The organism is uncultured Campylobacter sp., assembly GCF_938015785.1.
Classification (GTDB): domain Bacteria; phylum Campylobacterota; class Campylobacteria; order Campylobacterales; family Campylobacteraceae; genus Campylobacter_B.
In genome coordinates, this window is the sequence record NZ_CALLWC010000051.1 from 1 (window position 1) to 14,900 (window position 14,900).

17 protein-coding genes and 3 tRNA genes are annotated in these 14,900 nt (G+C 45.7%); 11 read left to right on the top strand and 9 right to left on the bottom strand.

The annotated features are described in order from the left end of the window. Positions 1–531: 531 nt before the first annotated feature. Positions 532–1,590, top strand: a complete 1,059-nt coding sequence (locus tag Q0393_RS07315) for a DUF3137 domain-containing protein (protein ID WP_298979099.1) — start codon at positions 532–534, stop codon at positions 1,588–1,590. Between the two features lie 88 nt (positions 1,591–1,678). Here Q0393_RS07315 and Q0393_RS07320 read toward each other — a convergent pair whose 3' ends face one another. The 8 genes from Q0393_RS07320 to ribA all read right to left on the bottom strand — a co-directional run bounded on the left by Q0393_RS07320 (position 1,679) and on the right by ribA (position 7,894). Continuing rightward, complete coding sequence (locus Q0393_RS07320; RefSeq protein ID WP_298979101.1) at positions 1,679–2,188, bottom strand: hypothetical protein; 510 nt, start codon at positions 2,186–2,188, stop codon at positions 1,679–1,681. Positions 2,189–2,474: 286 nt separating this feature from the next. Then, the gene (locus Q0393_RS07325; protein ID WP_298979103.1) at positions 2,475–3,137 is read right to left on the bottom strand and encodes a hypothetical protein; all 663 of its coding nucleotides are present in this window, start codon (positions 3,135–3,137) and stop codon (positions 2,475–2,477) included. Positions 3,138–3,607: 470 nt separating this feature from the next. Continuing rightward, the gene (lysM, locus tag Q0393_RS07330) at positions 3,608–4,030 is read right to left on the bottom strand and encodes a peptidoglycan-binding protein LysM (protein WP_298979105.1); all 423 of its coding nucleotides are present in this window, start codon (positions 4,028–4,030) and stop codon (positions 3,608–3,610) included. A gap of 200 nt (positions 4,031–4,230) precedes the next feature. Continuing rightward, positions 4,231–5,433: a chloride channel protein gene (locus Q0393_RS07335; RefSeq protein ID WP_298979106.1), complete on the bottom strand. Its 1,203-nt coding sequence runs from the start codon at positions 5,431–5,433 to the stop codon at positions 4,231–4,233. A 580-nt stretch (positions 5,434–6,013) separates the two neighbouring features. Continuing rightward, complete coding sequence (locus Q0393_RS07340) at positions 6,014–6,556, bottom strand: hypothetical protein (protein WP_298979107.1); 543 nt, start codon at positions 6,554–6,556, stop codon at positions 6,014–6,016. Beyond that, the gene (locus Q0393_RS07345) at positions 6,553–6,759 is read right to left on the bottom strand and encodes a hypothetical protein (protein WP_005872661.1); all 207 of its coding nucleotides are present in this window, start codon (positions 6,757–6,759) and stop codon (positions 6,553–6,555) included. Before Q0393_RS07345 ends, Q0393_RS07340 begins: the two co-directional genes overlap by 4 nt. Next, complete coding sequence (gene rsmG / locus Q0393_RS07350) at positions 6,759–7,337, bottom strand: 16S rRNA (guanine(527)-N(7))-methyltransferase RsmG (RefSeq protein WP_298979109.1); 579 nt, start codon at positions 7,335–7,337, stop codon at positions 6,759–6,761. The genes Q0393_RS07345 and rsmG overlap by 1 nt, the downstream gene beginning before the upstream one ends. After that, positions 7,334–7,894, bottom strand: a complete 561-nt coding sequence (gene ribA, locus Q0393_RS07355) for a GTP cyclohydrolase II (RefSeq protein WP_298979111.1) — start codon at positions 7,892–7,894, stop codon at positions 7,334–7,336. The genes rsmG and ribA overlap by 4 nt, the downstream gene beginning before the upstream one ends. Before the next feature lie 63 nt (positions 7,895–7,957). Between ribA and hemB the strand changes: the two genes are divergently transcribed. From hemB to Q0393_RS07390, 7 genes are read left to right on the top strand one after another with little or no spacing between them, the layout of a single operon-like run. Further along, the gene (gene hemB / locus Q0393_RS07360; protein ID WP_298979112.1) at positions 7,958–8,932 is read left to right on the top strand and encodes a porphobilinogen synthase; all 975 of its coding nucleotides are present in this window, start codon (positions 7,958–7,960) and stop codon (positions 8,930–8,932) included. Positions 8,933–8,934: 2 nt separating this feature from the next. Next, a complete protein-coding gene (locus tag Q0393_RS07365; protein WP_298979113.1) occupies positions 8,935–9,150 on the top strand; it encodes a hypothetical protein in 216 nt (71 codons plus the stop codon). A 9-nt stretch (positions 9,151–9,159) separates the two neighbouring features. Continuing rightward, positions 9,160–9,552 (top strand): type II toxin-antitoxin system death-on-curing family toxin, encoded by a 393-nt coding sequence (locus Q0393_RS07370; RefSeq protein WP_298979114.1) that lies wholly within the window; start codon positions 9,160–9,162, stop codon positions 9,550–9,552. After that, positions 9,549–10,472, top strand: coding sequence for an ornithine carbamoyltransferase (gene argF / locus Q0393_RS07375; RefSeq protein ID WP_298979116.1), 924 nt, complete (start codon positions 9,549–9,551; stop codon positions 10,470–10,472). Before Q0393_RS07370 ends, argF begins: the two co-directional genes overlap by 4 nt. 15 nt (positions 10,473–10,487) lie before the next feature. Next, on the top strand, positions 10,488–10,970 hold the full coding sequence (locus Q0393_RS07380) for a DUF2603 domain-containing protein (protein ID WP_298979117.1): 483 nt from the start codon (positions 10,488–10,490) through the stop codon (positions 10,968–10,970). Then, positions 10,963–12,327 (top strand): oxygen-independent coproporphyrinogen III oxidase, encoded by a 1,365-nt coding sequence (gene hemN, locus Q0393_RS07385; RefSeq protein WP_298979118.1) that lies wholly within the window; start codon positions 10,963–10,965, stop codon positions 12,325–12,327. Before Q0393_RS07380 ends, hemN begins: the two co-directional genes overlap by 8 nt. Before the next feature lie 11 nt (positions 12,328–12,338). Continuing rightward, the gene (locus tag Q0393_RS07390; protein WP_298979120.1) at positions 12,339–13,643 is read left to right on the top strand and encodes a (Fe-S)-binding protein; all 1,305 of its coding nucleotides are present in this window, start codon (positions 12,339–12,341) and stop codon (positions 13,641–13,643) included. Between the two features lie 563 nt (positions 13,644–14,206). On the opposite strand, the gene Q0393_RS07395 is transcribed toward Q0393_RS07390, so the two are convergent. Beyond that, positions 14,207–14,419, bottom strand: coding sequence for a hypothetical protein (locus Q0393_RS07395; protein ID WP_298063605.1), 213 nt, complete (start codon positions 14,417–14,419; stop codon positions 14,207–14,209). A gap of 126 nt (positions 14,420–14,545) precedes the next feature. Here Q0393_RS07395 and Q0393_RS07400 point away from each other — a divergent pair. From Q0393_RS07400 to Q0393_RS07410, 3 genes are all read left to right on the top strand, one after another. Beyond that, positions 14,546–14,621: transfer RNA gene (locus tag Q0393_RS07400), tRNA-Thr, on the top strand. 36 nt (positions 14,622–14,657) lie between these two features. Continuing rightward, positions 14,658–14,742: transfer RNA gene (locus Q0393_RS07405), tRNA-Tyr, on the top strand. Between the two features lie 12 nt (positions 14,743–14,754). Next, a tRNA-Gly gene (locus Q0393_RS07410) sits at positions 14,755–14,831 on the top strand. Positions 14,832–14,900: the final 69 nt, after the last annotated feature.

Genomic DNA, 14,900 nt, shown 5'->3' on the forward strand with positions numbered 1-14,900 from the left:
GCGAGGCGACGGGCCCGAAAATATATCTCATTTTTGCTCCATGATTTGATTTGCGAATGACGACGTTTTTGGCGCAAGATTTCGCTTTAAATTTTACTTTGCGGAATTTAATTTGCAAAATTTTAATTTGAAATTCTGCCTCGTGAAATTTTACTGAAATTTGCTTTTAAAAAATTTAACTAGGAAATCCCGCTTTTAAATTTTACGTAGCAAGTTTATACCGATCTTAAGCCTCGCGCCAATAACGCTTTGCATCAAACCTTGAAAATTCTACGTAGCAAATTTATGCCTTGTAATTTAACTTCCGCGAGCCGAAATTTAGCGACGCTTTTATGCGCAATTCCACTTCTGCGCTCCGCCCCCGCTACGGCGAAATTTTAAACTTAGAGTTTTAAATTTATCCTTAAATTTAGGGCGCTGTGTAAAATTCATATAAAAAATTCGCATTATGTGCGGACGAGTGAGCTTTGAAATTTCAAAATTCCTAGAATTTCGCTAAAATTGCGGGCAAATTTAAAGAGGGACGAAATTTTGACTATTTATGATTTGGAGCGCCTGCGACTGGACGCGAAAAAGCACGTGGAGCAGCTAAAGTTTATCGTCGTCGTAAGCACGATCGCCTTGTTTACGGTATTTGGTGCTATCGCGTATTTTGCAGATAGGCAGGGCGCGCAGAGCTTTAGCGCGACGATGCTCGTGCTGCTGGCGGTCGCCTCGCTCGTCGTAAGTCTTAAAGAGGTGCACTTAAACGGCTGGCAAAAGGATCTGATCGGCAGGGAAAATATTTTGAAATTCGGCGCGGTCGCGATCTCGTTTTTGATCTTCAAATACTCCGCAGCCTTGCCGCAGGCGTTGATAAGCTTAGCCGCGCTTGCGCTTGCGGTGTGGCTGGCGAGGGAGCTTTACGCGCTCGGCGTAAGAAGCGCGCAAGATATCTTTACCGGGCGGTACCGCCAAAGCTACAAGCAGCACTATCTGGCGCCTTTCGTGCGCGAGCTCGGCTACGAATACGTCTCCTACGGCAGCGTGCCGTTTTGGCGCGTGGTACAGAGCGATCTGTTCGAGTTCATCGAAAATCTACGCGGCAACGACCGCGTAGGCGGCGCGTGGCAGGGGGTGAGCTTCGAGTTTAGCGACGTGAGCTTTTTCCATCAAAATTTACAGCACGAACTCGCGGGGGCGTTTTTCGTAGCGGAATTTAACAAACGCATCATCGCGCCCGTTTTCATCTATCCGCGCGAGATACAAAACAAACAGCACGTAGGCCTAAAGCCCGTTGCGATGGACAACGTGGAGTTTGCCGCGCGCTACAAGGTGCTTAGCGACGAGCCGCAAAACGCGATGTACGTGCTAACGCCCGCATTTATGGAGCGGCTTTTGACGGTAGGCGACGCGCTCGGAGCGCAGATCTGGGCGAGCATCAGAGAGCGGCGGATCCACATTTTCGTGCACACCCGGCGCGATAATTTCGAGCCTAGCGTCTATGAAAGCGTGCTGCGCCGCGATCCTGCAAGCGAGATAAAGAGTGAAATTCTAAGCTTTTTGAGTATCGTTAAAATTTTAAAACTGAACGTGAGGATTTGGATTTAGACGAGCGAGTTTGGTTAGATAAAATTTATAGATTTTTGCGGCAAACCGAGCGTCGATCGTCTAAGCTTATACTTGCAGCTTTATGGTTTTAGACAAACAGATAATTCTTTTTGATGTAGTCGATATCTATATTTTTCTGCAAAAAATACTCTTTGATATCGTTGTAAATTTTATCATTGTAGATATAGATAAGATAGTATCTTGGTAAAATATTGTGATATCCAGGGTTAGTTGTATATTCGGCGACCCTTATAAACGGCATAGCACTAAAGCCTTTGAGGTTTTTATTCATCGATAGATAAAATATAAAATTTAATAAAAATCCCCATAGGTATATAAAAAATATTATCTCCAAAAGTTCCCATTTTAAAGCTATGAGCCCAATTATCGTAAGAGATAAATTGCAGATATTCCGCGAAATTTTTGAGCTAATAAATATGTCAATCGAAAAACTCCTTCGCAGTTTGTCAAATTCTACTTTGCAAAATCTATTAACGACGCCGTTTTCGACAAATTCTATATATCTATCCGTAAACTTTATTTGTTGCTTGCTACGAATTACCTTAAAGATACATATCGCAATAAGAATCCCTAACATTATTCATAACTACGCCTTTTGGCGAACATAAAGATCCGCATTCCATAAAATCCTCTATTATAGCTATCGTTAAGACGGAAAATAACAATACTAAATACCAAGCGATCGCAAAAAATTTTTCATAGCCGTTTATAATCAACGGCTCTTTGTCGTAATCCCTGGGTTTTTGCTTATTAGAAATTTCCATTACTTTACATTCTTTTTATGAAATTTTGATCTCTCGTAATGGTTTTTCGCATAGCCTAATCGATTTTTACTTTGTGTCGCCATTACTTATTCCTTTTATTTATATAAAAATTTGTGGTCTAATTTTGTCTAAATTTTTACCCGTTTTTAGCAGAAAATAGGTTTTTAGCTCCTTGTATTCGCTGCTCGTTAAAATCGAGGCGTCGATAATGAAATGCTTATCGAAGATAATCAAACTGTCGCCGCTTAGCATATCCAGTCCAAGCCCTAGCCCGTTCATCAATCTAAAAATCAGTAGCGGGAGTATGCCGAGCCCAAATGCTATCGGTACCACGAATGGGGCGATAGCGTAACCTTTAAAGTAAAAAACCGTGGACATCAAAACAAAGTAGATCATAACGACGCAAAATCCAAACTTTTTTGTAGCAATCGGTGATTGAAATTCGGAAGGCCCGAAGGTTCGTTTAATATCCACGATATTTGATAGTTCTATCTTAAATAAGATCAAATTTTTCTTCGTAGAAAAATACTCTATGGCGGAATTTTTAAATTTAATATAGCAGCTTCCGAGCTCTTTTGGGCGCCTAGTTAGCTCTCCGGGATGCCTATACGGGGAGAGGTATGAAATAATATCTAAAAGAAATAGAAACGGTAGATATAGCTTTATCATCTCTATTGCGTTGTCTTTGATGATTATCGGATATTTGTCGTAATCCCTAGTTTCGGTCTTTTTTAGCGTAGCGCTGATTTCAAATTTATCCAAATTTAGCTCTTTATAAACGGAATTTTAAAGCGTTTTATATGTTCTCAAATAGGATGGCGGCGCGCAAGTGCGGCGGATAATCCACTATCCACCGCAACAGGCTCGCAAAACCGCGTCACGGCTTAAAATCAAAACCCGTCTCGCAAAAGCAAATCCGCAGCAAAATCCATAGCTCACACAATCATGATCATGCCGTGCCGTCGGTTCATAAAATCATAGTTTAAAAACTGCGCTGCACAGCCAGCTCAAAATCACGCCCTGCAAAAACCGCGCTCGCGCCGCCAGTTTGCAAAACCGGGCCTCTTAAAGCGTAAAAAACCGCGGCGCCTCGCTAACTCGTAAATTCATAGCTCACCAAAATCGCGCTGCGCCGCGGGCTGATAAATCACGGCTCGCGCAAACGCAGCGCAATGTTCGCAAAAGTAAAATCCGCGGCTTGCAAAATCAAGCCGCGGCATTCAAAAGCGAGCTTAAGCTTTTGGAATTCTGATTTTCTGCCCCGGATAGATGAGGTTCGCATCCTTGATAACCTCGCGGTTGGCGTCGAAAATAATCTTGTATTTATTCGCGTCGCCGTAGAATTTCTTCGCGATTTTAGATAAATTATCGCCCTTTACGATGGTGTAGTAGTTCTCGGCGCTATCCTCTCTAATGCCCTCAATCTGCACGTTTTTGATGCCTGCGGTGTTGCCCGCGATGAGGGCTGCTTTTTCGAGAGTTTCCTTATCGGCGTTGCCGCTGATTTTGACGGTATCGCCCTGCACCTCGACCCCTAGCCCCTCTACTGGCGTAGAGCTGAGATTGGCGGCGATCTCGTCTTTTACGGATTTGGCGTCATCGCCTAGACCTAGTAGTTTCTTGCCTGCTTCGGCTACGAATGAAAGTAAACCCATTGTCTTCTCCTTTGGTTAAAGTGGCAAAATTTTATCTTAAATTTACCAACGATCAGCTTAGACGCATATCATTACGGCTCCGACCTAGCCCAATGATGCGACCTACTGCGCTCAGTCTATGCTGACGGGGCAGGTTCTTGGACCATCATCGCCGTGCCCATCGATTCATGTTTGCAGCGTATGAATTATCAGCGCTGCGACTACGCTAAATTTTTCGTCAGTAAATTTCTAGCGATCACGGCGCATACGATGCTAAAAACGACGACCGAATATGAGTTGAGATTTAGCCCGCAAAATCCTGCGCTTAGGGCAAAGGCGCAAAGCGGCGCGTTTAGGTTGATCGCTAAAAAGGCAGCCCCTCCGCAAACGCCCGCTGCGCTTAGGCTAATAGGTAGAATTTCGCCGATCGCAAATCCAACGCATAGCCCCAAAACTGCGCCCAGCGCGAAGCTTGGCGTTAGCGTGCCGCCATATCCGCCGCAGCGAAAGATCATCAAAATGCAAAATGCCTTACAAAGCAAAATCGCAAGCAAATAGGGGCTGAAGGACGCGGAGTTGAAAGCAAACTGCGCTGCAGAGCGCCCGTTACCTAAAATTTCAGGCACGTATGCGCCGATCGCCGCGGTAAGCACGAATGCAAATGGTAGTGTAAGCGCGATTTTGAGGCTTTTTATGCGCAGCTTTTCGCACAAGCGCACCCCGTCTTGAAAGTATTTCGCCGCGACCCCCGTGACAAGTCCGATTAGCGCCGCTGCGAGTAAATTCTGTGGGGTAGGGGCGAAGTTTGAAACCGCGTAATAAATTTCTTTTGAAGCTCCAAATTCCGCTGTAGCTGTAGCCACCGCACTTGTGGCAAAAGCGCATAAAATTGCTCGAGTATCGAAGCTTTTAAGCAAAATTTCTAGGCTAAAAAGCGCGCCCGCTAGCGGGACGTTATATGCAGCGCCCAGTCCCGCTCCCGCGCCGCATGCGACAAATAGCCGAAGCTCGTCTCCACCGATATTTAAGGCGCGGCAAATTTTAGCTGCAAACAAGCCGCCCAGCTCGCGCGGAGCAGCCTCACTGCCTACCGGTGCGCCCAGAGCGATAGCTACTAGCTGCAAAACAGAGTGGATTAAATTTTGCCAAAACGGCGGATTTCGCCCATCCATCATCGAGGCTACGTTTAAAAAAGGTTTTAGTCTTATTAGCAGAATTCTAATTAAAGTTACGATTGCGCCGGCTGCGAGGACGCTAAGAAAGCGCCTAAGCGCAGTGGTTTGCTCCGTGATAATGCGAAATTCCTCATCATTATGCCCGAAAGCAAAAGTTTCAATTTCGTTGATGCCGAAGTTTAAGAGCCCTGCGCAAAGCCCCATTATAACGCCTATCGCAAGGATCGCTAGAAAGAATTTAGTACTCAAAATATGCCTTTTTGAAACGCATAATTATATAAAATTTTAGCTTTAAAAAATCCTTACCGCGCGCATAAAAGCAGCTAAAACGCGAGTAAATTTTAAAACAATGGCTAAGAATTTATATCATCTCTGTGGGTTTCTGTGGGTAAAATTTTGCGCAAAATTCTATGAAGCGCAGGCAGAGGCGGAATTTTATTTACGTTAATTGCGCGAGTAAAATTTACGTAGATTTTATATCGTGCGTAGAAAATTTAGTAAAATTTCGCATCGCGCGGGAGGATAAAATTCTATTTGAAATTTCTTGCCGCGAGGCCAGGCGGAATTCTACGTAAAATTTAAATCTATCCGAGCGGATAAAATTTTAAATTGAATAAGCGAGAAAATTTTGCAGAGGACACGTGAAATTTCGCGCAGAATTCTAGTTTGCGAAAGAGAGCAAAATTCCGCGTAGAATTCCGATCCGCGTAAGCGGGTGAAATTCGCGTTAAATTCTAAGCCGCGAGGCTAAGCAAAATTATGCGCGGAATTTTAATTTGCATGAGTCATAGAAATTTTATACCCGCGAATAAATTCGCTTAGGATTTTGCTATTTTTTCCAGATATCGTCATTTTTACCATCTGCGGGCGCGCTTAGCTTTTTATCCAGAGCCGAAATTTTATCCGCGAGCTTTTGCGCGCCGCCGAAAATTTCATCTTTTTTCGGAAGTCCGAAGTGAAATTTAGAGCCTACGCTATCTCCGATACTTGCAAGCAGCGATTTGGGCGCGTTTGCGATCGCGTCTTTAAAGATCGCCGCATCGATTCCGAGCTCGGCTAAGTTTTTTAACGCCCGCGCAGAGCCGATAAACATCGCGATCTTGGCGTCGAATAAATAATCATTGGCTAGCTTTTGCACGGCTGCTGCGGATTTTTTATCCACGATGATGAAGCGCGCGCCTGCGCCGTTTGCGAGCAAAATTTCATTTATATCGTTCGTAATAACGCTAAATTTTTTCTGCGCCTTTTGCGCTGCGGCGATGAGTCTGTCGTTAAATTTAAAGAGCAGATTGTCGTATTTGAAAACTTCGTCGCCGTTTTTGATGAGATACAGCGGCTCGTAGGGCACGAGCGCGTGGCCTAGGATGATCATTTGCCGCCCCTTAGTTTGGCTTCGCAGGATTTGCAAAGGCGCTTTTTGTCGCGCAGAGCAAGCTCGTCGCTGCTAAAGTACGTCCCGCACTCGTCGCACGCCAAAAGCTCGGTCGCATCGTCCTTTTTCTTTATGCGAAATCTAGGCACTATTAAAAAATATATGAGCGCCGCGATAACGGCGACGGCTAGAATTTTTCCCATTATTTCACCCCTTTGATCACTAAAAATTTTCTATTTTTCAAAGCGTTTTCGCCGCTAAAAATTTCGCAGCTCGCGCTTGCAAATTCCTTGCGGAATTCCGCCGCTTCCGCCTCTGTGCCCGAGCCTTTGTAGAGCAAAAACATAGTGTTTTGATCGTAAAAGCCGCGGCAAATTTCAATTAAGCTTCGCGCGCTCATCAAAGCTCGCGAGCTTATCAGATCGGCGCGCAGCTTTGCGCCGTCTTGCACGCGCTCGGCGTGGATTTTTACGTTAGCTATAGTAAGGCTAACCTTCGCGTAGGTTAGAAACGCCGCTTTTTTAAGGTTTGGTTCAAACAGATGCCACTCGCACAGCGGCAGCGCAAGCGCCAAAAATATCCCGGGAAAGCCCGCTCCCGAGCCGATGTCGCACGCAACGTGCGGATAGCGCGGTATGAAATTCGCTCCGCTTAGGCTGTCGCGCACCACCGCGTCCAAATCATCGTAATTCGTGAGGCTATGGACGCGGTTAAATTTTTGCAGGCAGGCTTTAAATTTAGCGACCTGCTCGCCAAAGCTCTCGCCCGGCGCAAGCTTCACAGCAGATGCCCCATCTGCTCTTTTTTGACGCGCAGATAGTTTTCGTTAAATTTATTGGGCGTGATGATTATCGGCACGCGCGCGACCACTTCGACTTTTAAATCGCGCAGCTTTTGCGGATTGTTCGTAAGCAGATTTATGCGCGAAATTCCAAAATGAGCGAGTATGAAATCTACGATCTCGTAGGTGCGCTCGTCCGCTTTGAAGCCTAGCTGATGATTTGCTTCGATCGTATCGAGGCCTTGATCTTGTAGCGCGTAGGCGTTGATTTTATTAAAAAGCCCGATATTGCGCCCCTCTTGACGCAGATAGATCACCATGCCGCCGTGCTCTTCGATATATTTTAGGCTCGCTTCAAGCTGGTCGCGGCAGTCGCACTTTAGGCTGCCGATCGCATCGCCGGTAAGGCACTCCGAGTGGATCCGCACGTTTACGACGCCCTCCAAAGGCTGTTTAAATATCGCCAAATGCTCTTTGTTCCCTTGCTTGAACGACTGAACGCGGAAGCTTCCGAAGCGGGAGGGGAGATTTGCGACCTCTGAAATTTTTATATCCATGCTTAAATTTACTCCAATTGTGATATTATGAATCCCGCAATTCTAGCTAAAAAAGGAAAAATAATGTTTAAACGATTTAGACGGCTACGAATAAACCCTGCGCTTAGGGATCTGGTGCGACAAACCGATCTGCAAATCCGCTCGCTGATCTATCCGCTTTTTGTCGTGGAAGGAAGCGGCATCAAAAAGGAGATCACCTCGATGCCGGGCGTATTTCAGATGAGCTTGGATGAAATTTTAAAAGAGTGCGAGACTCTTTTGGCGCTAGGACTAGATAAAATTTTACTTTTCGGAATTCCTTCGCTAAAGGATAGCATCGGCTCGGATGCGCTAAGCGAGGACGGTATCATCGCGACTTCGCTGCGCGCGATAAAGGCTAAATTTCCAAATTTACTCGTCATCACCGATCTGTGCTTTTGCGAATATACCAACCACGGGCACTGCGGCATCATCGATCATGTGCATCAGACGGTGGATAACGACGCGACGCTTGAAATTTCGGCGCAGCAGGCGCTTATCCATGCCAAAGCGGGCGCAGATATGATCGCGCCCAGCGGCATGATGGACGGTATTATCGCTACCTTGCGAGAGGCGCTCGATCACGGCGGATTTGAAAATTTGCCGATTATGGCGTATTCGACGAAATTTGCTAGCGGCTACTACGGGCCGTTTCGCGACGTGGCAGAATCAGCGCCTAGTTTCGGCGATCGCAGCAGCTACCAGATGGATCCTGCAAATAGATTTGAGGCGATCAACGAAAGTCTGCAAGACGAGGCGCAGGGAGCGGACATCTTGATGATAAAGCCCGCGCTTGCGTATCTGGATCTAATCAGAGACCTTAGAGAGCGCACGCTGCTGCCGATCTGCGCGTATAACGTAAGCGGCGAATACTCGCTACTGCAGGCGGGCAAAAAAGCGGGCGTGATCGATTATGAGCGCGTGATGATGGAGACGATGATAGGCATAAGGCGCGCGGGTGCTGATATGATCATCACCTATCACGCTAAAGAGATCGCGGAAATTTTAAACAGGGCTTGATGATGAATAAAATAGCACTAGAGATTAAAAGTAACGAAATGGAAGCCGTCTTGGACGCCGTGATGAAGCTGGCAAAAAAGATGAAATTTGAAGCTAAAATTTTACCCGAAAATAGGGATGAGTATATAGAAAATTTTGGCGAACTTTCGAGCGCCGTTATTGCGAAATTAGATAAGCCGAGCAATAGGGCTGTTTTTGAGCGATTAAAGGATAAATGAAAAAGACAAATGAAATATTTAACGCTGCATCAGGCTATTTTTATCCACGATAAAATGCTAGAAAAAATAGGCGGAAGCAAGGGTTATAATAAAACTTCGCTTGGATATTTATCGTCCGTATTGCAGAATATAAAAAACGATCTGTATTATCCTACTATGGCGGATAAACTCGCGCATTTGACGCATTCGTGCATAAAATTTCATCCTTTCACCGACGGGAATAAAAGGACGGCGATTTTGTTAGCCGATATGTTTTTATCGGCGAATTCTATAGTTTTGGACGACGAGGAATTTTATGCAGCGATGGAAGACGTAGTCGTAAAGGTGGCTGCGGGCGATATGACGAAAGGTGATTTAAAAGAATTTTTTAGTAAATTTATAAAATATAAGGGAGATAAATGAGGCACTTTCTTACGTTAAACGATTTTAGCAAAGACGAGATAATCGAAATTTTAAATTTAGCCTTTGAGATAAAAAAGGAAGCCAAGGCGCGAAATTTTAAGCCATATTTAAAAGATCAAAAATTGGCGATGATATTTGAAAAAAGCTCGACCAGGACGCGCGTGAGCTTCGATGTAGGGATGAACGAGCTTGGCGGACACGCGCTGTTTTTGAGCAGTCGCGACATCCAGCTCGGGCGCGGCGAGCAGGTCAAAGACACTGCTCGCGTAATTTCGCGAATGTGCGATCTAATCATGGCGCGCGTAAATCGCCACGAGACGCTAATAGAGCTTGCGGAATTTAGCCGCGTGCCGGTGATAAACGGGCTAAGCGATAAATTTCATCCCGTGCAGCTGATGGCGGATCTAATGACGATCGTGGAGTGTGGCATCCCAATTACAAAGATAAAAGCCGCGTACGTGGGCGACGGCAACAATATGACGCACTCGTGGCTGATGCTTGCCAGCAAGCTTGGCTTTGAGCTACGAATAGCGACGCCCGTGGGCTACGAGGCTGATCCGCAGATACTGGCGCAGGCGCGGCAAAATGCTCAAATTTCAGGCGCTAAAATTTTAATAACGAACGATATAAAAGAAGCTGTAAGGGGCGCAAACGTCGTGACGACCGATACTTGGGTTTCAATGGGGCAAGAGGCCGAAAAGGAGCAAAGGATTCGCGATTTTGCGGGCTTTTGCGTGGACGAAAGCTTAATGGCTCTAGCTGAAAAAAACGCGATCTTTTTGCACTGCCTGCCGGCGTACCGCGGATACGAGGTAAGCGAGGCCGTGTTTGAAGCGCACGCGGATGAAATTTTTGCAGAGGCGGAAAATCGCCTGCATGCGCAAAAGGGCGTTATGGTCTGGCTGGATCAAAAAAGATAAATTTTAGGAGAATGCATGGAAGAAAAAGATAAAGCGCTAAAAAAGATCGACAAAGCGAGCGAATTTTTCGGGCTGGATAGCTCGAAAAGGACGGTTTTTGAAATTTCGCAGGGCGAGGATAATGAGAAAAAACTCACGCTAAAAAGCGGCTCGTGGAGCGACGAGGAGCCGTGGTTCGGCATCGACGAAAATAACGAAGTGCACACGATGATCTCGATAAAATCGCTTGCAAATCTCATCACCGCGACCAAAAACGCGATGCAGGAAAATTTTAATCTCAAGCTTGAGCGCTCGATCTTGCAGCATACGCCGGTGGATTTCGGCGACGCGTGGATCGTGTGCATGGACGAGATCAGAAGGCTAACGGGCGCAAATCCGAATGCAAAAAGATTAAGCTTAGACGTCGATGCCGTCGTCTCGCGCGTAAAAAGCCTGCATCCGAACCTTTTCATCGATATCGAAGAGCTTATCAAAACCAAGGCGGGCAGCCGTGAATAGCATAGACTTCGACGCTTACGCGAAATTTTCGCGCCCCGGACCCCGCTACACGAGCTATCCGACCGCTTTGGAATTTAGCGAAAATTTTAGCTACGACGGGTATCTGAATGAGCTAAAAAATCAAAAAAGCTCTACGCCGCTATCGCTTTACTTTCACATGCCGTTTTGCCGCTCCGCCTGTTATTTTTGCGGCTGTAACGTAATCTACACCGGCAAGCGCGACAAGATGGATCGGTATTTGGACTATATCGAGCGCGAAATGCAAATTTTAAGCAGCATCGTGGACGGCTCGCGCCAGGTCGTGCAGATGCACTTCGGCGGCGGTACGCCTACATATTTTAGCGCCAAACAGCTAGCGCGCCACATAAAAAATATCAAAAAATATTTTACAAATTTTAGCTCTGAAGCCGAGATCAGCTGCGAGATCGATCCGCGGTTTTTAAACGCCGAGCAGCTTGACGTGCTCGTTTCAAACGGCTTTAATCGCATAAGCTACGGCGTGCAGGACTTCGATCCGCAAGTGCAAAAGGAGATCCACCGCATCCAGCCTTTCGAGCTTACGAGGGACGTCATAGCCATGGCGCGCGCGAGGGGGATAAAATCGATAAATATGGATCTGATCTACGGTCTTCCGTATCAGAGCCTGGATAGCTTTAAGCGCACGCTGGAGCTTGCGCTTTCGCTTGATCCGGACCGCTTTGCGATCTTTAACTACGCGCACGTGCCGTGGATAAAAAAATCTATGCGTAAATTTGACGAGACGACACTGCCCGAGCCGAAGGTAAAGCTTGAAATTTTAAAATTTACGCACGATTTTTTGAGCGCGAACGGATATGAGATGATCGGTATGGATCACTACTCAAAGCCCGCCGATGAGCTTCATGCCGCGCTTAAAAACGGCTCGCTGCACCGTAATTTCCAAGGCTATACGACCAAAGGCGGCGCCGATCTGATCGGCATCGGGCTAACTAGCATCGGCGAGGGCGCGCGCCACTACGCGCAAAATTTCAAAGATATGGACGCTTACGAGGTCGCGATAGATGCGGGCAGGCTGCCGTATTGCAGGGGCGTTTTGCTAAATGAAGAGGATCTGCTGCGCAAGGAGGTGATTATGGGGCTGATGAGTAATTTTTGCGCCGATATAGAGGCGATCGAGGAGAAATTTAAGATAAAATTTTTCGAGCACTTTGATGTGAGCTTAAAGCAGCTTGAGGCGCTAAAGGATTTCGTGCAAGTCTCGCCAAATAGAATTTCCGTAACGCCTACTGGTACGCTTTTGATCCGCAATATCGCGATGTGCTTTGATGAGTATATGGGTAAAAATTTGGGCGAGAAGCGCTTTTCTAAAACCGTTTAAGCGGCGCGGCTATGAGTAGGGCAAAGCTTGTAGCGTTCGATTTTGCGGCACTTAGCGAGCGTTGCGTAAAATGTGGTAAATGTATCCAAATCTGCACGGTTCATGGCATTAACGGCGATGAAGTAACGAGCCCGCGCGGATTTGTGGATCTTTTGGGCGCTTACGGCAGGAATGAACTAAAGCTTGATAAAAACGCTAAGAAAATTTTTGAGAGCTGCTTTTTATGCACCAACTGCGTAGATATTTGCGGCGAGTCTTTGCCCATAGATACGGCAATCGAGAATGTTCGCGCGCGCATTGCGGAGAAATTTGGTATCGCGTGGTACAAAAAAGCTGCGTTTTGGCTGCTCGGGCACCGCAAAGCGCTGGATCTAGCAGCAGCGCTTGGATACGTGTTTCTTAGCTGTGGCTTTAAGATGCGAAAAGATACGCAAAGCTCTATGTCGCCTAGATTTGACTTACCACTACTTAAAAAAGAGCGCTTGTTGCCTGCTCCTGCGAAAAAGAGCTTTATGAACTCGCACGCAGAGCTTATCGACAACGGCGGCGAAAAAACTATCGGAATTTTTATAGGCTGCATGGCAAACTACGCTTACACGGGCGTAGGCGAGGCGGTTTTACATATCGCGCGAGCGCTAAAGCTAAACGTAAATTTGATGAAGGAACAAGCCTGTTGCGGCGCTCCTGCGTATTTTACGGGAGATTTTGCGGCGGTTGAACGCGTGGCAAAATTTAATATAGCATATTTCGAAAAAGTCATGCCTGCTCTTGATGCGATTATCGTGCCCGAGGCTACGTGCTCTGCGATGTTGCGGGTGGATTACGCGCATTTTTTTGAAAACGAGCCGCAATGGAAAGCCCGTGCGCAAAAGCTTGCGAGTAAAATTTTTATGGCGAGCGAATACTTTTATAAATTTACAAACTTAAGTGATCTTTTGATGCGCCGCGGCAAAAGGGCCTTAGCGATTACTTATCACGATCCGTGCCATGCCCGCAAAATGCAGGGTATTTGGAAAGAGCCGCGCGGCTTGCTTGCTCAAAACTACGAAATAACCGAGATGGATGAGCCTAATAAATGCTGCGGATTTGGCGGCGTGACGATGCAAACCGAGCGCTACGAGCTCGCGCGTGAAGCAGGATTAGCTAAGGCGCGTGCAATGGCAGATCTGCCTGTGCGCGTAGTCTCTGCTGAGTGCAGTGCGTGTCGGATGCAGCTAAATAATTCGCTTTCTTTAAGCGAGTCGCAGATGAGGTGCGTAAACCCGCTGGAGCTCATCGCTGAGGCGCTTATGAGTGAGGAAAATTCCAATGGATAAAATTTAACATTTGTGAAATTCCTGGATTTAGTTTTTAAAAATTATGATTAAATTTTATCGTTAGCTTGTTAAGGTTGTGGTTTCGTCTTTGAGCTTTTGGACAAAGTAGCCTGAAGCGGTGCACGAGGTGGCAAGCCCACAGGTTTTGCTCTGCGGTGGGGTTGATTAATATGATTTTAAATACTAAAATTTTGTGGTTTAGAATTTTAGCTGAGGGATTTACGCAAAATTTTAAGAAGTTGAATTGAGGGATGGATTTTGGCAGGAATTCTAATTTTATGCGGTATTGTTTGAAATTCTATGGAATTTGCGGCTAATGGTTGGAAATTTGATTTATTAATTCGCGTGGATTTGCTTAGCGTTGCAGGATTAAAGCGTGAATTTTAAATTTCGTAAAATTTAAGAATTAGTTACGTATGAGCTTCTTGCACTTCGCGGTTCCGACATTGCGGCAAAATTTCTTTCAAAAATGCCAAAGTGCGTATAAAATATATTCGTAATTTTCAGCACGAGATATTTGGCAAAAAGGCTAAGCTAGCGAGATCATGGATTTAAATTTAATTTTATTCTTGCTCTTTTGCGTCATCTTCAGAGTCCAGCTTTGCTTCTTCGATCAAAAGCCTGTTGGCTTCGGTAGCCTTTTTTATCTCGCTTAAGTTTTCTTCTATCTTATTTAGGCGCTTTTCAAGGGTATTTAGACGCTTTTCAGAGCGGGAGATAAAATAATAAATCAAATAAATCATAAAAACTATGATAATCCAAGGTATGATTTTCATATAAAATTCCTTAAAATTTAAAATTGCGCGCATTATAGCAGAAATTTTATGAAATTTTAAAATAGGCTGTTTTAGCCTTGACAATTGGGGATTTTTCGGTTATAATTGCCACTTCAATTTCAAAATGCTGGTGTAGCTCAGCTGGTAGAGCTACTGCCTTGTAAGCAGTGGGTCGGCGGTTCGATCCCGTCCACCAGCTCCATTTTTTGTAACAGTGTTTGACCAGATTTCATCAAAGGGTGAGATACTCAAGTGGCCAACGAGGGCAGACTGTAAATCTGCTGGCTTTGCCTTCCGTGGTTCGAATCCACGTCTCACCACCATGAATTTTTGATGCGGGATTAGCTCAGTTGGCTAGAGCATCAGCCTTCCAAGCTGAGGGTCGCGGGTTCGAGCCCCGTTTCCCGCTCCACCATTTAGGTTTACTGGGAGCTGTAAAACTTAACTGCTTTTATATGCTTACATAATCTAAATTTTGGTC